Below are 17,615 nucleotides of genomic sequence, written 5' to 3' on the forward strand. Positions count from 1 at the left end.
GCCCCCTCAGGTCCCGTGGTCTTACCCGTCGGCGCGGTCGTCGTCAGCGTCCGGCTGCGCGGGCAGGGCCTGGCTGGCGGACACCGATTCCACTTCGCCGATGTCCTGCGGCGTGAGGTCGATGTCGGAGGTCTCGTCGTCGCCGGGTCCCTCTGCCTCTCTGCGGGCCTTGCGCCGGTCATTGAGAAGTGAAAAGACAACGGCGGCGAAATAGAGCACCCAGATCGGCGCGGCCAGCGCCAGCATGGTCAGCGGGTCCGTGCTCGGCGTCGCCACAGCCGAAAAGACCGTGATCCCCAGGATCATGCGGCGCCACCAGCCGAGCATCCGCCGGCCGGACAGCACTCCGGTGAGGTTCAGCATCACCAGTAGCAGCGGCATCTCGAAGGAGAGACCAAAGACGACCACCATGCGGGTGACGAGGTCGAGCAGATCGTCCAGCGGCAGCAGGTTCTTCACCCCGTGCGGGGTGAAGTCGATCAACACCTTCGCGGTCGTGGGCAGCACCTTGTAGGCGAAGAAGGCGCCGCCGAAGAACAGCGGGACGCCCGCGCCGACGAACGCGTAGGCGTATTTCCGCTCGTGCTTGTGCAGGCCGGGGGCAACGAACGCCCACAGCTGGTACAGCCATACCGGCGAGGCCAGCACGACGCCAGCCATCAGGGACACCTTCAGCGCCAGGGTGAAAGGCGCGAGCAGACCGTTGATAGTGATCCGCGCGCAGGTGGTGTCCGCGGTCTGCTTGGCCAGATCGGCGAAGGACGTCGGGCAGCCGACCGAGTCCAGCACCGGCCTGGTGAAGAAGATCATGATGTCCTTGTAGTAGAAGGCTGCGGCAATCGTGATGACCAGGATGGCAAGGACGGCCTTGGCGAGCCGGTTGCGGAGCTCACGAAGGTGCTCCGCGAGCGGCATCCGCCCCTCGGGATCCTTTTCCTTGTTGCGGGCTGACTGAGGCACGCCACGTCCTCATCTCGTGCGGCAGACCGGAGACTACCGGCCCTGCGTTAGTACTTGATCGTCTCCGTCACCCGGTGGGGCGCGAGCTCGCCATGGCGCCGGTTGCGGCCGGTAGCGCGTCCAGGAGGCAGTTGGTCCAGGTCGGTACCACTTACCGCGAGCTGATCGGCCCTGCCCAGCCCGAGGGTGGGCGGCTCACGAAGGTCCTCAGACCGTCCACTGTTACGCGCCGCGCTTGAGCCAGGAAACAGCGCTGCTCCGGCCAAGACGCCGGCCGGTACCGCAGACAACGACGCGGGCGGCCCGACAGCGTAAGAGGTGAGCCGGCCGGGGAGGCTTCGGGCAGCGTCTCGTGCGGGGATGAGCCAGGGGTGCGCAGGACCGGGCTCAGTCTCAGTGGTTGGTCGTGCTGTCCGTGGGCGCGGTGCGGGCGGTGGCGGTGTCTCCGGGAGCGCCCGAGATCGTCCGCGGTCCCGGTCCCGGTCCCGGTGCAGGCTCAGGCTCGGGGCGTGGCTCGTTTGAGGCGCCGTCGTCCTTCATGGCCTTGGTCTCGCTCTTGAGGATCCGCATGGACTTGCCCAGCGCCCGGGCCGTGTCGGGTAGTTTCTTCGAGCCGAAGATCAAAACTACTACCGCGACCAGGATCAGCAAGTGCCAGGGCTCCAGCGCATTGCGGAACATCGTCACACCACCCCTTCGAACGCGTCGGCCCTCATACCTGCCTCGGCGATCCGTGCCGCTTGTTCCTGCGCGGCAGCGGTGGGAGCGGGAGCGACCGCGGCGCATCGTGTCTTGCCGCCCCAAGCATGCCCCCATCGCTCTCCGGGCGCGCGCAGAACTTCGGCCGCTGCCCAAAGAAGCGTCCCGTCCACGACCGGGCCTTGCAGAAGGTTGACGCGGCGGGAGGCGCACACCTTTGGCCGCGGACGACGGCCCGCTGCCGCCGGCGGGCGCGTCCAGCACGGTTGCCCGTCCGCCGATACGGCGAGGAGTTCCCCTTCCGCGTCCCGGCCGCACTCGGCCGGGACACCATGCTGCTGGACGCGGTCGATGTCCACGACCCGGCAAGGCTCTACACCGACGGATGGCTGGCACTCGTCGTCGCAGAAGGGGATCCGCAGGAGGTGGCCGGGCAGGCCGGCGTCCGTGCCCGCGCCCGCGGTCTCGTGCGCGGGCGCCTGGGAGGAGGTTTCCCGGTGCACTTGGCACGGCGGTTTCACCGGTGTCCGCCGCCCGCGCCATCGGGAGATTCCCACGGCGTCGTCCAGCCAGGCCTCACAAGTGAATTCGTCGCCCGTCGCCGCAACCGCGGGGAGCTCGCTTGGCAACAGGTGTACGACGAGGCGCAGTTCGCCGCCTGTGACCTGCATGGCCACCTGCGTCGGCTGCCCGGCCCGCGGAGTGTGCGGGGGCGTTTGGGCCGGATGGACGCCCAGCCGCTGCCCCTGGGAGCAACCACGTTCGGGCACCTGGAACAGCCGATGGGTCTTCGCGTTCGGCCACGGTGCGTTCATCGGCTTTCCCTGGCGTGACCGTTCCTGTCGCCGACCGGCGTGATGTTCACGCATGGCTGTCGGGCATGTGAGGCGAGGCGAGTGGAGGGGGCCGGCTGCCGCGGGGGCGTGCCGGGTGTCATTGTCCTTGCGGGTCATGGGTCCTTCTCCTTGTCGGATCGGGGTCGATTCAGATTCTGGGGCGCCCGGCAGCCGTCCAGGCGGCGTACTCCTGGCGGACGTAGAGGCGGTGGCTGGGGACGAGCGTGATCGCGTCGGGGTGGTGCGGGCCGGCCACCAGGTCGGGATGGCGACGGTCGTGCAGGACGAGTTGCTCGGCGGTTTCTGCGGCGGCTGCGACCGGGCCGGGGCCGGGGTCGTCGAGGGCCATCCGGTCCATGAGGGCGGCCCGTCGTAGCAGCCAGGCGCGTTCGGCGGCCGTCGCATCGACCAGGGGGCCGGTGACGGGCCTGGCCTGGCGGCCGTCGCGTTCGGCCCCGAGAGCGAGCACTTGGTGCATCTCGCGGCGCAGGTCTGGCGCATTCGCGTACGCCTCGTGCGGGGGCGGGGCGCCGATGCCCTCGCCGCTGTTCGGGGTGACGTCCACGCTCATATCTCCGCCTGTACGCAGGGGCCGGCGCCGCAGCGTTGACACAGCACCGTGTCGTGGTCGTGGTCGCCGTGATCAAGGGCCGATGGGTGTGCTGCGGACCGCATGGGCACCCGGGCCGGGCCCGGGAAGCCGTCGACGGGGCACGGCTTGTGGGTCGCGAAGGCCCACTCGGCGGGGCCGTCGGGTGACCCGGCGCCGCAGCCGCCCCCGGTGACCCGTCGCTGTGCTGCGGTGCCGGCCCTGGCAAGGGGCCGCAGTTCGTGCGGAACGCCCGGCCCGGTCATGGCGAGCACCTGAGGCAGGCGCGGACTTCGCGGCTGCTGCGTGTCTGGTGGACCTCGGTCGACTGGGCGAGGTACTGGACGATGCCAGTGCCGCGGCCGTGTTCGTCGGGGGCGATGTCGGGGCGATGGCGCTCCACTGCCATGCCGGAGTCAGTGACCACAATGTGCAGAGTGCCGTCGTCGAGGACGAGCAGCAGGGTCATGCGATCGCGGCCGTACTGGGCGGCGTTGGCGGCGAGTTCGTCGACGATGAGAACGGCGGAGTCCCGCTCGTTTGCGGGCACGCTCCAGGTCTCCAGCAGATCGGCCGCGAAGTGACGAGCGGCGGAGACGTGCGTTTTCTGCGCGGGCAGGGTGAGCAGCGCCTCGTGGCGGCAGGGCTGGCCGAGCAGTGAACTCGGGCTGGGGGAATCGGTCACAAACATGGTCTTCTGGCTCTTCTGTGGATGTGCGGAGAGCGGAACGGGGGAGACCACCAACAACTTCGGGGGCGGTCGGTAGGCCGGATCCTGAAGGGGCGCGCTCATTCAGTTCCACGGGCGACGCATGCCGAACGGTTCGAGCTGTTCGCCCCTTTTTCTCGACTTCTTGCGGGTCACGTCGATGCCGGCGGCCTGGCTGGGCTCACTCGCCTCTGCCGGGGCTCGATGCCGTACTCGGCCGGACCGGGCACCGGCAGCTCGTTCCCTCGCCCGTGGTCTTCCGGACGGCCCTGCGGGAACGTCGCGCCGCAGGGCCGGACGAGCGTCCCTGCCCGCGTCTCGGCTCGGTCGCGGCCCTCGGCGCGCAGACATCCTGGACCGTCTTCTCCGGGCTGCACGGACTTCGGAGGAAAAAGGCGAGTTGAGGTCGCCGGCCGTTTGGTGAACCGCATACCTCTGCTTGCGCGCGGGACGGGGATCACTTCGGCCGGGCCCTTGCTGAGGCCAAGGGCGGCGCCACTGGCCACCCGGAGAGGGAGTGCACGCCCCGTCGGCGCACTCACGCATCAAGTCGGCTGAGGACGCAGCCGGTTCGCCGGAGCCGGGGTGAGAGTCACCAGCTTCCGGAAACCGTCGGCGCGCCGTGAGAAGGACCCGGGTGTCGGCTTTGGCCTCCTCCCGGCGGAGGTTGAGGTGTATGCCTTCGGCCCCGCACAGCCGTGCCCACCCATGTACGCGGCCGGCACCCGAGAAGGCCCGGCGCGGGGGTGACCGGCCTGCCACTGCCGGAAGCCGCGTGACGGGAGCGGGCAAGAGCCCCGCGAACGAGCCGCAGAACTGCCCGGTGCCGACGCAGTCCCCCGATGACAGGCTGTGGGGCGAAGCAGCCGCAGCATCTGACCGGGCCCGGGGACGTGTGGCACCACAGCGGCCAGAGCGACGACCGCTTGCGGTCGCCCCTCGACCCGCTGGTCGTGCACCCGGACGGTCTTTACCTCGATCAGCCCGGCCGCGCAGGTGATCTTTTCCGGCCGGTGGCAGCCGCTTCGACCACGAGCCGCCTCCGCGCGCGTGGCGCCGATCAGCCCCTCGGCCACAGAGGCGCCGGTGTCGGCCTCCGAGGCCGCCGCGCTCATCCGTCGGGTGCCGTTGTCGGACGATCTCGCCGATCCCGGAGCCGTGCGGCGTGGTGGCATCGGTCGACGACGGTGGTCACGAGCGTGCCTGCGCAGCCGATGTCACGAGCACAAGCCTCCTCGATGGCCATCGGCTGGACGCCCTGTGTGCGCTTCTTCAGCCTGGCCCACCGGTCTTGAGGCGGCTCGCTTCTCGTCGACTGCCCGGCCCCCTCGCCGCTGACGGCCCGGCCCTTCGGTGGCGACGTCTTCTTGGCCTCTTGTGCCGCCGTGCGCTCACACCCAACGGCTGTCGTCATGTCACTGGGCGGCCAGGCCGCCCAGTGACATGACGACCCTGGCCTCGCCTCACGCCTGGATTGTGACCAGCTTCTGACCGTTGTCTGCGAGGATCTCGAAGTGGTCGATGGCTCCCGGGGACATGGCAACCGCCCCTGGGATCGTGGTGCCGGGAGGGTACTCGCCTGCCCGCCAGGTAGCGCCGTCCGTTCTGGCTCCGCCGGGTCCGACCGCCTGCAGCCGGCAGGTGATTCCGGCGGGTGCCCCCTTGGCGGAGACCTGCAGGGCACTGCCCCAGGCAGAGGGCGAGACCTTCACCGAGGCGGAGACGCCGGTGGTGGGATCGCTTCCGGAGAAGGTGCGCCAGGCAATCGGTGCGGTCGGCCCAGGCGGCGTCGCCAGACTGCCCACGGATCCGACGGCCGCCAGCCATGTGCCGCCGGCCGCTGCCGCGATGAACATCAGCGAGGCGGCCGCGCCGGCCAGTTGCAGACGCCAGGTCCTGCGGCGCCGGGCCGCGGCCTGCTGGAGCAGCCTCTCCAGCACACCCCCTGCTGGCGCCTTCGACACCGTCGGCGCGGCGGGCCGTTCGGGCAGGGAGCCCTGCGCGCTTTCGGCTGCCCGTGCCACCAGCCGGTCGGCCAGGTCCCCGTCGGCCGTCGGCACCGTCTGGCCTGAGACTTCGGCTTCGGTCACCGTCGCCAGCAGCGGAGGCAATCCCGCCAGCCGGGTGTGTTCGGCCCGGCATTCGGCGCATTCCGCGAGGTGGCTGCGCACCCGTTCCATTTCTGCCGAGGGCAGCGTGCCCAGGACGTATCCCCCCAGCGCCAGCCGGAGGGCGTCGTACTCCGCACTCATGGTCGCCACCTCCTGCCCGCCGCGGTCATGGCTCGATGCCCCGTTCCTGCAACGCCAGTCGCAGGGCGTGCAGGGCGTAGTACGTCCGCGACTTCACGGTGCCCAGCGGAATGCCCAGCACCTGTGCGGCCTCCGCCATGGTCCGGCCCCGGTAGTAGGTCTCCAGCAGGACGGCGCGGTGGTCCGGGGACAACGACCGGACGGCGTCGGCAACCGCCCAGCTCTGCAGTGCCTGCTCGATCTGGTCCTCGCCCGGCGTCTGCTCGGCGGCCCGCTGAAGGGCCTCGCCGCCGACCTCGGCCGGCCTGGCCTGCCGGGCCCGGTGGGCGTCGATGACCAGGTGTCGGGCGACCGTACACAGCCATGCCCGGGCCGGGCCGCGTGCGGGGTCGAACGCGGCGGGATGCTGCCACGCTCGCAGCAGTGTCTCCTGCACCACATCCTCCGCCCATTGCCAATCTCCTGAGGTCAGTCGCAGCACGTAGTGGAACAGGGCTCCTGCGTGCTCCGCGTACAGCGTGCGCAGCAGTTCCTCATCTGCGGTCGAAAGCGTCCCTTTACCAGAGACACGGTGCGCGGAGCGATCCGGATCGGTCCTTGGACCACGTTTTGGGAAACTCCAGTGCATAGGCCGATCATCGCGCACATGTACTGCTTTGTCCTATAACGCACAGCGCGATGCCGGTGACGTTCCGTGAGCGTCATGGGTGATATGTCCATGTCGGGCCTTGTGGCACCAAGAGGGCCAAGCGTGCGCGGCGCCCGGGAGGCCGGCTGATCTGCGGCGATGCCAAGAGGTCTCACAAAAAGTGCAAATCTACCGAACCGTGGGACCCCCGCCGTCCGTGGAGCCGGACAAGAGCCGACTCACGCGCAATTCCTCATCGATTCCCCATGCGACAAAGGATGGATCAGAGGTGACCGAGATGTACCACGCGACGGACGCGCTCATGGCGCCGGCCAAGCTCACCCCGCCCCCGTGCATCCAAGTAGGCGCCACCGCGCAGTCTCCGCCCGTGCCCAGCGCACACCGCGGCGACGGCTCTACGCGCACAGTGATCGAGGGCCGCGCAACCACCGGGACAGAACTCCGCCCGGCCCGGCGTGCGCACCACCCGTATGGGCACCGCCGACCTGCCCCGAGTCACTCGCGGCCCCCCATAGGGGGAACTGCCGCATGCCGCCCGCACGCTCGCGGCGCGCAAGGGCGGACGTGCAGCGCGGGTCACGTCGAGGCGAGCCGCCGGACCGGGGCGGCACCCATGCTCGTTCGCCGGGTCCGTGAGGGGCACGCACCCATGAACACAGCATCCACTACATATTCCTGCGGTTACGTGCGCCGAGCCGGCGCAGTCCCCGTCTCCGCCTGATCAGTGAGGAACGGACACCGTGTACCTGAACTTTCGCACACCAGGCAAGCGGTCACGCGCTGCGGCCGGGCTGGCTGTCGCCATCATCGCCACTGCCGGCGCGGTGGGGCTCCTCAGCTCATGCGGCCAGTCGTCGCATTCCTCGGCCAGCGGAGTCGGCGCCATCACACCCGGTCCGGGTCAGCACCAGACGGCAGGGATGCCCGGCGCCACGGGGCCGGGGAAAGGCTCCACTCCCGGCGCCTCGCCGATGCCCAGTATGAGCATGCCTATGAGTCCCTCGAGCACGGGCGCGCCGGCCGCGCCGGTGACCGGGAGCGCGGTGGCGATCAAGAATTTCGCATTCTCCCCGGCCACGCTGAAGGTCAAAGTGGGCACGAGGGTGACGTGGACCAATCAGGACACCGACGCCCACACCGTCACCAGCGCCGGATCGGGCGGCCCGTTGCATTCGGCCGCCCTGGCCACCCACGCCACCTACAGCTACACGTTCACCAAGCCCGGCACCTATGCCTACCTCTGCACCATCCATCCGTTCATGACCGCCACCGTGGAGGTGACCCGATGACCGACTACTACGACAGTCACGACGGAGCACTGGCCGACGACGCCGGTCAGCCCGATACCGAACGCGGCATGACTCGACGTCAACTTATCCGGCACGCAGGGTGGTTCGGCGGCGCGGTGGTGCTGACCGTGGCCAGTGGAGAGGTGATCAGCCACATTGCCGGCTCCCGAGACACCAACGCCGGGGCCGCGGCCGGGGCCGCCGCAGCGGGAAGCGGCGCGCTGCGGTTCGTGCAGGTCTCCGACAGCCATATCGGGTTCCAGGGCCCGGCGAACATGGATGTGGTCGGCTCCTTCGCCGAAGCGATCAAGCAGGTCAACTCGCTCGGATTCAGACCTGACTTCGTCATGCACAGCGGCGACCTGACCCACCTGTCCATGGCCGGGCAGTTCGACCAGGTCAAGCAGATGATGGCCGGAATGAAGACGGACCGCGTCTTCACCGTGCCGGGCGAGCACGACTCCATCGGCGATGCAGGCCGCGCCTACCGGCGGAACTTCGGCATGGGCACGCTGGGCGATGGCTGGTACAGCTTCGACACCCACGGCGTGCACTTCATCGCCCTGGTCAACACCCTGAGCCTGGAGAAGCTCGGCCACCTCGGCAACGACCAGATCGACTTCGTTCGCAAGGACATCGCCGGACTGTCGTCGGACACCCCCATCGTGGTCTTCAGCCACATCCCGCTGTTCGCCATGTACCCGCAGTGGGGCTGGAGCACCGACGACGCCCTCAAGGTCATCGCCCTCCTGCGCCGCTTCTCCTCCGTCACCTGTCTCAACGGGCACGTCCACCAACTGTTCACCAAGACAGAGGGCAACATCACCTTCCACTCCGCCACCACCACCGCCTACCCCCTGCCCAAGCCGGGCCGCGCCCCCGCCCCCACTCCGCAGGTCGTCCCTGCCCGGCAGCTCAAAGACGCACTCGGCATCCGCAGCGTCGGCTACCGCCAAGGCGACCGCGAACTGGCCATCAAGGACCAGAGGCTGGCATGAACACCCAAAGATTCCTCGCCCCCACCCTGCGGTCCGCGACCGCCGCAACCCTCGCTGCCAGCGGATACATCCACGCCCAGCTCTACATCGACGGATACCGCTTCATCCACATCATCGGCCCCCTGTTCCTGCTCCAGGCCAGCGCTTCCTTCGCCCTCGCCGCCCTGCTGCTGATCGGGACATCACCCCTGCTGCTGAGGACCGCCGCGGCAGGCGTCGCGCTCGGCGCTCTCGGCGGCTTCACCGCTTCGCGCACCGTAGGAGTGTTCGGATTCACCGAGCACGGTCTGCAGCCCGAGCCACAAGCCGTCCTCAGCCTCCTCGCCGAAACCGGCACGCTGCTGCTCCTCGCCATCTGGCAGGTGACCGTGACCAGACAACACCGCGCTGCCCGACCGCCCGTCAGGACACCCAACTGGGCCACCACCCGCACACCACCCAACTGAACCACCACCATGAAGCCGCCCGGGATGCCTGCGTCCTGGCTCGGGGTGCGGCGGGACCGGCAAAGCCACACACCGCCGCACGGGCTACCAATTTCGTGTCGGCCCAGGCACTGCACGCCCTGCTGCTTGCCGAAGCCCCGTCGCTCGGCCTGACCACCGACCACTCTCTACCACGCTGCGCGAGCCGCAGGCGGAGTGGATGCCGTACGCGAACAGACAGGCCGGCGGGGCGCACCCGTCTGCGTCCCGCCGACCGGCACCGCCACCCCCAGCCGTGCCGCGGCTACAGCACACCCCGCCCGCGGACACCGACATCGTCGAGAGGCGGGCCAGTCGCAACGCTTGCGGCATCGGCTTCGCCGCCGAACACACCGTCGACCTCACCGGCGCTATCTGCGCCGCCCGCCCCTCATTCCGGAACCCAGGAGTACCCCCATGTACCTGGAACCGCGCCCAGGAATCGCCTGGCCGAGCCCGCACCTCCGTGAACTGAAGGATGCCGTACGCGCCCTGCTCGGCCTGGACGACGACACCGCCGTCATAATCCGCCAACTCATCTGCGGCGAAGTCGGCTACCCACCGCTGGAGACCGTCGTCGAGGTGCAGCCCATGGACGGCGAGGCCCACCGCTGGACGCTCCACCGCCCTGCCGAGCAGATCACCGAGAACGAGCTACGGGCCACCCTGCTCCACCACCGACCGAGCTGACCGGAACGTGACACTGAGCCAGCTCTGTCCATCGCAAGCTGAAGCCGGACCTCCGCGCCCCGTCGACCTCGCCGAGCACCGAGTCCGCCGCACAGCGGTCCTCGGCGGACTCATTAACGAGTACCAGATCGCTAGTTGACACCGCTACGAACCCGCAGATCAGCGGCCGAATCCCGTATTTGAGCCCCACAGGGTCCGATGCCCGGGCGCCGAGAGCACCCGACCAACGGACCTCTGACGTCAGATGTCCATGCGTACCGGAACGTATAGTGGTGTAGACCACACGTCGAGATGTTGCGGCTGCCGGGTTCGCCTTCGGCTCCGACCGGCCCCGAACCCGGCGGAGCGGGGGCTCGTCGACTTCGTACACGTCGTGTTCGACGATGATGCGAGCCGGTGCGGTCTCGTCGACGACGATCCCGTCGCCGAACGAGTCATCGAGTGAAGTGCCGCAGTGGTCGAACGGGGCGCCGCGGAAGCTGCGGATGGTGTGGCCGGACGCGAAGTCCGTGTTTTGCAAGGTGAGTTGAGCTAGAGATGACCCTTATGCCGTTGGCAAGGAAGCGCCCGGTGAGCGCTGCTCCTGTTCGTAAAGGCTGTGGCACGCGGTGGGATTGGTGCATACCTTGGCTGCCCGTGACGCGACCCGACCCCGCAGCCGACCTGCACGCCGGGCTCTTCGCCCGCAGGCGCTCACCCAGTACGGGGTCTCCGCATGGGACGTACGCCATGGGGTGTGCACGGCGGCGGGCCTGGTGCTGCTGGTCGTGTTCGCCCCGCGTCTGCTGCGGGCCCTGACGGCCGGCGCGTAGTTCACGCTGGAGGCGTTCGTGCCGCTCATGCTCACGACTGGCTTCGTTCACTTCTAACCGAGACCGCTTATCGATGGGTCCCGGCATCACTCTTCGTCCGGAGAGTGCGGGCTTTTCATGTCCAGTTGCCTAAACCGAACGTTTCCGCAGGTGAGCGGGGAAACCCGCCGACGTTTCCCCCCACTTCTCGCTCAATCACCGTTGAGGGACACCGTCCCGGCTGTGACTCTGGGGGACACACCATGCGTGTGTGCACGTGACACGCGCAGGACCCCGTCGGTTCGTGGCTCCACCGCGACTTCGGGACACACCGCGGGCGGCCACGTTGCCGCGAGGGCCCCGCGCCGGTGCCGGCCTACCCGAGCACCAGCACCCGTGACGGGGCCAGCGACCCATCGCTGGCCCCTCACCGCCTCCCTACATCGCCGCCTCCGACCTCGCCTCAGCGGCGGAGACGCTGGGCTCGCCAGAGAAGGCGGCCCTCTGCAGCGTCTCTGTCCTCAGTGCATAGGTTCCCGGGGTGGTTCCCCGGTTCACGGACGAAGGACTGGAAATTCGGCCTTGGCCCAGAGAGCTCGGATAGCGGCGGGTTCGTTGTCGACAGGATCGTCGTCGGTGTTCCATATTTTGGCGTCGGTGGTGGAGTTGACTGATAGCCAGCCCGGGTCTCCGGTGGCAGCGAAATCGGCCCAGGCGCGCACCATGCTGCGTGAGAGTTGATGGTCTGCAGAGGTGGGTGCGCCGCCGATGAGGAATGCCAGGCAGTCACTGTCCAGGTTGCCGAAGGCGAAGGGGATGTCCGCACAGTGCCAGGCCCGCACGACCCCGTGCGGGCCAGTGCGCCGCCGATCGAAACGTGACAGGTACGCCCGGCCGCCGGCCTGCGTGTGAAGCTCGGCGAGTCGGTTGCTGTACTCGCCGAACAGCAGATCACCGAAGACCGCGAGGTAGACGTCGAGCACTGGGGCATGGGGCATCACAGCGCGATAGCCGGCCACCAGGCCGTCGGGGAGGCTAAAGTCTTCGGCGAAGAGAGCAAGCTGTTCATCGGTGGTGATCTTCGCGCTGCTGCCGACGGCGTCGAGCAACCAGTACTCCTCCGTCGTGTGGCAGACCAGCAGGTCCACTCCTCGGGTCACACCGGCGGCCATCCCCGTGAGGGGGTCGGTCAGCAGGACGTTGCCGTCCAGGACGGGGGCGTACAGGGAGGGGTCGTAGTGGCGGGATCCGGAGGCAGGGTCACGCCGGTAGGCCTCGACCACCTGGTCGGAGGCGATGACCAGGGCCTGCGGAGTCGCAGAGGTCAGGCCCGCAGGTGTGGCGGGGCAGCGCGCCGCCGCAGCGACCTCGCGGGTGGTTGCTGCAGCGATTTCGAGCGTGTAGCAAGGACTGGCGGCGCTGTGGGCGATGGCACGGTGGAACAGGTCGCGGGCGCGGTCCATCACCATCAGGCAGGCAACCGAAGCGGCCCCGGAGGACTGGCCGGCAACCGTGACGTTGCCAGGATCGCCACCGAAGGCGGCGATGTTCTCCCGTACCCAGTGCAGAGCCGCGACCTGGTCGAGCAGACCCCGGTTGTCCGGGTAGACGGCTCCTTCGCCGGCCGGGATGTGTCCGAAGCCCTCGAAGCCAAGCCGATAGTTGACAGTGACCACGACCAGACCGGCGCGGGCCAGCGTGGTGCCGTCGAAGTCGGGCTGGGCTGAGGATCCGAAGGTGTAGGCACCGCCGTGGATCCAGACCAGGACGGGCAGGCAGCCGCCCTCGGGGGCCGGGGTCCAGATATTGACGGTGAGGATGTCCTCGCCGTCAGGAGACCACACGGGTGCGCCGGGCAGCTGTGCCGACTGCGGGGCGACTGGGCCGAAGTCCGTGCAGTCCCGCACTCCGGTCCACGCCGGTGCCGGGAGAGGTTCCCGGAATCGGTTGGCGCCGAACGGCGGCGCGGCATAAGGGATGCCAAGGACGGCGACGACGTCGTCAGAGGCCCGAAAGCCCAGGGCCGAACCGTGCTTCGTCTTGAAGATGTCCAAGGAGTTTGCCTCTCGTGACACGCCAGATCGCCGGGGGAGAGGCTTCAGCTTTGCATCGCTCAGCGCGCCAGGACCAACACCAAGATCATGGTGATTGACGCACCAGTGATGTCAATCCCCCGCTGCCACCAGTCCGCAGTGTCGGAAAACGTTCGGCAAACGACGCTGCCGACACTGCGGCCCGCCATCCACGAACCCGCAGGCTGTGCGGCGCGGGAAGAAGACGAACCGACCGCAAACCCGAGGCATACGCCCCGCACCTGGACGTCGACTTCACGCTGCGCGGCCCGCGAGCGTGGCAGCGGACAGGCTCAGCAGGAGGTCGTCCTGGGGGCGATCCGGGACGCCATGGCGGACGTCCGAGGTGCCCTACGATTCGGGAGACAGCCAGCGCGCCGGACTGTCTAGCCCCGGCTCGGTCGCCTATGAGCGCGGCTACGGTTTGTGCGGCATATGGCCTCCGGGGCCCTCTCCGGACAGGACCTGGTCGGGTGTACCCCTCTCCACGTTGACCGGCGCGCCTCACCAGTAGGGCATCGCTTCATGGTGCTGTTTATCCGTTTGGACCCGGGGTACCCGGCCTCGGCGCCAAGGGCGGCGACGCGGGCCGCCCTCTCAGGAGGCAGAGTCCTATGAGCCGAGGCGGAGAAGCAGTCACCGGAACGGTCACGACAAAGGTCCCCGCGAGACTGGACCGCCTGCCGTGGTCGCGATGGCACTGGATGATCGTGATCGGCCTGGGCACTGTCTGGATCCTCGACGGCCTGGAAGTTACCGTCGTCGGGAACATCGCCGGCCGGCTCTCCGAAGCTGGCAGCGGCCTGACGATCAGCAGCGCTCAGGTCACGGGCGTCGCGGCAGCGCTCTACGTGGCGGGCGCCTGCTCCGGCGCTCTCTTCTTCGGCTGGCTCACGGACCGTTACGGCCGTAAGAAGCTCTTCCTGATCACTCTCACCGTCTACCTCGCGGCGACCGCGCTTACTGCTATTTCCTTCTCCGTCTGGTGGTTCTTCCTCTTCCGCTTCCTGACCGGGTTCGGTATCGGCGGCGAGTACGCGGCCATCAACTCCGCCATCGACGAGCTGATCCCCAGCAGGTTCCGGGGCCGCGTCGACCTGATCATCAATGGCAGTTACTGGCTGGGTGCGATGGGTGGTGCTCTCCTGTCGGTCCTCGCACTCGATACCGACATCTTCCCCAAGGATGTCGGCTGGCGGCTGACGTTCGCCCTCGGCGTCGTTCTGGGACTGGCCATCCTTCTCGTACGCCGTCATGTGCCGGAAAGCCCGCGGTGGATGTTCATCCACGGACAGTCCGAGGAAGCGGAGAAGCTCGTCGACGAAGTGGAAAGGGAGATCGAGGAGGAGACGGGCCGCCCGCTCCCCGAGGCGGAGAGCGAGATCACTGTCGAACAGCGACGCAGCGTCGGCTTCATCGAGATCGGGAAAACCGTCTTCCGTGACTATCCCAAGCGTGCGACGCTCGGCTTCGCGCTCTTCGTCGGACAGGCGTTCCTCTACAACGCGATCACTTTCGGCTTCGGCTCGATCCTGGTCACGTTCTTCGACGTCTCCACCGGAACAACCGGCTACTTCTTCGCCGCCATCGCGTTCTGCAACTTCCTGGGCCCACTGTTCCTGGGCCGTCTCTTCGACACCTGGGGCCGCCGGCCGATGATCGCGGGGACCTACATCCTCTCCGGAGTGCTGCTGTTCCTTACTGCCTGGCTGTTCGATGCCGGACGGCTCGACGCCATCACGATGACGCTGTGCTGGTGCGTCGTCCTCTTCTTCGCGTCGGCGGGTGCGAGTTCGGCCTACCTCACGGTCAGTGAGATCTTCCCGATGGAGACACGGGCCATGGCGATCGCCTTCTTCTACGCGATCGGGACGGCGGCTGGCGGTATCTCCGGCCCCCTGCTCTTCGCGGGCCTGACGCAGAGCGGAGTCGTCGGAGACGCCGCTCTCGCGTTCTGTGTGGGGGCGGCCCTGATGGTGATCGCGGGTTTGGTGGCCGTCTTCTTCGCAGTGGCCGCAGAACAGAAGTCGCTGGAACAGATCGCTGCGCCGCTTTCAACGGTCACGTCACAGGACAGCGCTCTGCGCCGCGGGGCCGACGAGAAGAAGCCGGGGTCCTCGCCGGGCGCGCCAGCGGGGTGACACCCCTTCAGGGAGACGGTCCAGCGACCCGGTGCTCGCACCTGGCTCCGTCAGCATGGCCTGGGAGCGGGTCGTTCCGCCCGGCGTGCGCGGCCGACCCCGGGGTATCCGGGGAATATGACCGTCGAGAAGACGAGCGTCCTGGTTCTGGACTGTGCCGAACCGCTGGAACTGGCCGACTTTTACTCCAACGTGCTCCGCGCGGAGACAAGGATCGGGAATGATCCCGACTTCGTGGAAATCGTCGGACGCATCGGCGTACATCTGGCGATTCACCGCAAATGCGTGCGAACGTCAGGGTGCGTCACCGGGTCGTCGGCCCCGACTACTCCCACTCGCCCACTTCCTGGTGGTTCTGGGGGTGTTCTCGGGCGCGCTGCTTGATCACATAGAGCTGAGTGATCGCCTCTTCCACGTCGGCCTCGGCCTTCTCTTCTTTCCGAAGGTCTCGTGTCGCCTTCGCCTGACGGCTCTGGGCCGCCATCGACGCCCAAATCGAAGTCCGCCACCGATGACCGTGCCCGCCAGTCCCACCCACACGGATCCATCCATGGTGCGCATCATCATGCCGAGGCTCCTGGGCGTGCGCAGGAGATTCTCCACACGACAGGGGCGCGATCTCTTCATGGATTGGTCACATGTACGATCACGCGTCATCAGGTGAGGGGGGCTCCTACCTGCGGTGACGCCTGTCGGTAACCCCTCCAGCACTCAACGGAGATCGTGACGTGGGCATCAGTAGGACGAAGAACGAGTCGACTCTCGTGTGTGGCGTCGTCGTGGGCCTTACGCTCATCGCGGCGTTGGCGGGGTGCGGTGACAATGCCTCCTCCTCGGACGCAGCGTCAACGACCAAGCCCAGTGCTACCGCGAGCGTCACGGCCGACTCGCCGGAGCCGGAGAAGACCGTCAGCCCCGAACCGGAGAAGGTCACTCTGTCGCTCGGCGAGATCGCCGACACCCCTGGTACCTTCCGGGAGTTCAAGGAGTTCGTTGCCAAGCACGGGACCGCAGAACAGAAGACAGCGGTCAAGCACCTGAAGGGGTGGCGGGGCTACGAGCGCAAGTTGGCCTACCCGGCTCTGGAGGCCGGCTCCGACTACCCGACCATCAACTACGAGGCCATAGAGGACGGGGACCAGGTGGAGCAGGACAAGATGCTGGACCTGGAGAAGCAGGGCCAGTATATCGCTGAGGCGTTCGCGGCCTGGTGGGAGATCGACGAGACGGCGGTCCTCCAGGTCTACGACCGTAGTGGCGAGTACGCCGCTGGGACCTCCTGCATCCGGCCCGACACGGTCGAGAAGGAAGGGTCCTGCCTCTGACCGCCGTTCTCGCCTTGTCCGCCGTCAGGCGGGCGGCAGCGCCTTCAGCTTCGGCTCCTTGGCATCCGCTCTCTTCCGGGCCTCCCGGGCGGTTCCTTCGCTATGTGGCAGTCCGTTCTGACGGAGGGCATCAACGATGTGCCAGTTCCCCGGCCGCTTGCCGCCGAGTTCGTCGTAAAGCCTTCAGATGATCTGGTCCGCTCAGGGTTTCTGCGGGCTCTGGGATGCCTTCTCCGGCTCCGGGCTGACGCGGGCCGTCACCACGTCAGGTCGGGGCGTCAGAGCGGTGCTGACGCTGACGGGCTTGACGGCAGGCGGCTGAAGAGCGGGAAGCGTCACACGACGGGAACAGCCCCGGCAGGGGCACCCGTCGGGGCTCCACAGGTGATGCCCTTCACGGATCGCATGAGCTTCCGCGACTCCAGCTCGAAGCCGACGACCCATTCTTGGTTGGCGATCCATGACGGCCCCGGTGCCGCGGCGCCGGGGCGGGCACTGCTGGATCGGCCTCGACTACCGAGGTTGCGGCCCGGATGGCGACCCATCGGTCACCTGGTTCGACACCGACCTCGACACCGAACTCGCACTGGCCAGTGACAGTGCGCGCTTGGCCGCGGGCTGCGCGGACTTCGCCATGCTGTCCAGGACGTTTGCGGTTTTGTGTACCCAGCACCTTTGTTCGCGGGTGGCGGGGAAGACCTCGGCCAGGGCTTTCCAGAAGCCGAGCGCGCCGTCGCCGACGGCCAGGACCGGAGCGTGCATGCCCCGGCGGGCGCAGTCGCGCAGCAGCCCGGCCCATGCCCCTGCCGATTCGCGGTAGCCGTCGGCCAGTGCGATCAGCTCCTTGGTGCCGTCGGCGCACACCCCCATGACCACCAGCACTGCGGCTCTGGCCTCCTCCCGGCGTATGCGCAGGTGGATGCCGTCGGTTCACACGTACACGTAGTCCGTGGCGGACAGGTCACGATCCATGAACGCGGCGTGGTCGGCCTGCCACTGCGCGGTCAGCCGCGTGATGGCGGCGGGCGGCAGGCCGGCCGCCGAGCCGAGGAACTTCTCCAGCGCGGGCACGGAATCACCCGAGGACAGACCGTGGAGATCCAGCAGCGGCAGCACCTCGCTGATCTTCGCTGCCTGAACCGCTGCCGGCG

At 68.2% G+C, this 17,615-nt stretch carries 16 protein-coding genes and 2 pseudogenes; 8 read left to right on the top strand and 10 right to left on the bottom strand.

Annotation, left to right across the window (positions count from 1 at the left end):
- Window positions 1-21: 21 nt before the first annotated feature.
- The 7 genes from tatC to OH809_RS42830 form a co-directional block, all read right to left on the bottom strand.
- Complete coding sequence (tatC, locus tag OH809_RS42800) at window positions 22-960, bottom strand: twin-arginine translocase subunit TatC (protein ID WP_406415429.1); 939 nt, start codon at window positions 958-960, stop codon at window positions 22-24.
- A 393-nt stretch (window positions 961-1,353) separates the two neighbouring features.
- Window positions 1,354-1,641: a Sec-independent protein translocase subunit TatA gene (gene tatA, locus OH809_RS42805; protein WP_406424644.1), complete on the bottom strand. Its 288-nt coding sequence runs from the start codon at window positions 1,639-1,641 to the stop codon at window positions 1,354-1,356.
- A 2-nt stretch (window positions 1,642-1,643) separates the two neighbouring features.
- Complete coding sequence (locus OH809_RS42810; RefSeq protein ID WP_406514807.1) at window positions 1,644-2,474, bottom strand: hypothetical protein; 831 nt, start codon at window positions 2,472-2,474, stop codon at window positions 1,644-1,646.
- Window positions 2,475-2,643: 169 nt separating this feature from the next.
- A complete protein-coding gene (locus OH809_RS42815) occupies window positions 2,644-3,066 on the bottom strand; it encodes a hypothetical protein (RefSeq protein WP_406415425.1) in 423 nt (140 codons plus the stop codon).
- A gap of 280 nt (window positions 3,067-3,346) precedes the next feature.
- The gene (locus OH809_RS42820; protein ID WP_406415423.1) at window positions 3,347-3,877 is read right to left on the bottom strand and encodes an ATP-binding protein; all 531 of its coding nucleotides are present in this window, start codon (window positions 3,875-3,877) and stop codon (window positions 3,347-3,349) included.
- A gap of 1,379 nt (window positions 3,878-5,256) precedes the next feature.
- Window positions 5,257-6,045: a zf-HC2 domain-containing protein gene (locus OH809_RS42825; RefSeq protein ID WP_406415421.1), complete on the bottom strand. Its 789-nt coding sequence runs from the start codon at window positions 6,043-6,045 to the stop codon at window positions 5,257-5,259.
- Window positions 6,046-6,070: 25 nt separating this feature from the next.
- Window positions 6,071-6,673, bottom strand: coding sequence for a sigma-70 family RNA polymerase sigma factor (locus OH809_RS42830; RefSeq protein WP_406415419.1), 603 nt, complete (start codon window positions 6,671-6,673; stop codon window positions 6,071-6,073).
- 1,013 nt (window positions 6,674-7,686) lie between these two features.
- Between OH809_RS42830 and OH809_RS42835 the strand changes: the two genes are divergently transcribed.
- The 5 genes from OH809_RS42835 to OH809_RS42855 all read left to right on the top strand — a co-directional run bounded on the left by OH809_RS42835 (window position 7,687) and on the right by OH809_RS42855 (window position 10,947).
- Window positions 7,687-7,983: a plastocyanin/azurin family copper-binding protein gene (locus OH809_RS42835; RefSeq protein ID WP_352272256.1), complete on the top strand. Its 297-nt coding sequence runs from the start codon at window positions 7,687-7,689 to the stop codon at window positions 7,981-7,983.
- The gene (locus OH809_RS42840; protein ID WP_406415417.1) at window positions 7,980-8,981 is read left to right on the top strand and encodes a metallophosphoesterase family protein; all 1,002 of its coding nucleotides are present in this window, start codon (window positions 7,980-7,982) and stop codon (window positions 8,979-8,981) included. The genes OH809_RS42835 and OH809_RS42840 overlap by 4 nt, the downstream gene beginning before the upstream one ends.
- Entirely contained in the window at window positions 8,978-9,427 is a 450-nt protein-coding gene (locus OH809_RS42845) for a hypothetical protein (protein WP_384952093.1), read from the top strand. The genes OH809_RS42840 and OH809_RS42845 overlap by 4 nt, the downstream gene beginning before the upstream one ends.
- A 435-nt stretch (window positions 9,428-9,862) precedes the next feature.
- Window positions 9,863-10,135, top strand: coding sequence for a hypothetical protein (locus OH809_RS42850; protein ID WP_406415415.1), 273 nt, complete (start codon window positions 9,863-9,865; stop codon window positions 10,133-10,135).
- 626 nt (window positions 10,136-10,761) lie between these two features.
- Complete coding sequence (locus OH809_RS42855) at window positions 10,762-10,947, top strand: hypothetical protein (protein WP_406415414.1); 186 nt, start codon at window positions 10,762-10,764, stop codon at window positions 10,945-10,947.
- 533 nt (window positions 10,948-11,480) lie between these two features.
- Here OH809_RS42855 and OH809_RS42860 read toward each other — a convergent pair.
- Window positions 11,481-12,980 (bottom strand): carboxylesterase/lipase family protein, encoded by a 1,500-nt coding sequence (locus OH809_RS42860; protein WP_406415412.1) that lies wholly within the window; start codon window positions 12,978-12,980, stop codon window positions 11,481-11,483.
- Window positions 12,981-13,612: 632 nt separating this feature from the next.
- Between OH809_RS42860 and OH809_RS42865 the strand changes: the two genes are divergently transcribed.
- Together OH809_RS42865 and OH809_RS42870 are read left to right on the top strand one after the other, a co-directional pair.
- A complete protein-coding gene (locus OH809_RS42865; protein ID WP_406415410.1) occupies window positions 13,613-15,139 on the top strand; it encodes an MFS transporter in 1,527 nt (508 codons plus the stop codon).
- A gap of 117 nt (window positions 15,140-15,256) precedes the next feature.
- Window positions 15,257-15,418 (top strand): annotated as a pseudogene (locus OH809_RS42870) (VOC family protein); the annotation flags it as partial.
- Between the two features lie 46 nt (window positions 15,419-15,464).
- Here the strand turns inward: OH809_RS42870 and OH809_RS42875 are convergent.
- The gene (locus tag OH809_RS42875; protein WP_406516332.1) at window positions 15,465-15,623 is read right to left on the bottom strand and encodes a hypothetical protein; all 159 of its coding nucleotides are present in this window, start codon (window positions 15,621-15,623) and stop codon (window positions 15,465-15,467) included.
- 244 nt (window positions 15,624-15,867) lie between these two features.
- Between OH809_RS42875 and OH809_RS42880 the strand changes: the two genes are divergently transcribed.
- Window positions 15,868-16,464 carry a hypothetical protein gene (locus OH809_RS42880; RefSeq protein ID WP_406415409.1) on the top strand — a complete coding sequence of 199 codons (597 nt, stop codon included), beginning with the start codon at window positions 15,868-15,870 and terminating at the stop codon, window positions 16,462-16,464.
- A 597-nt stretch (window positions 16,465-17,061) separates the two neighbouring features.
- Here the strand turns inward: OH809_RS42880 and OH809_RS42885 are convergent.
- A pseudogene (locus tag OH809_RS42885) lies at window positions 17,062-17,586 on the bottom strand (transposase); the annotation flags it as partial.
- Between the last annotated feature and the right edge of the window lie 29 nt (window positions 17,587-17,615).

The organism is Streptomyces sp. NBC_00873 (assembly GCF_045207415.1).
In the GTDB taxonomy this organism is placed as follows: domain Bacteria; phylum Actinomycetota; class Actinomycetes; order Streptomycetales; family Streptomycetaceae; genus Streptomyces.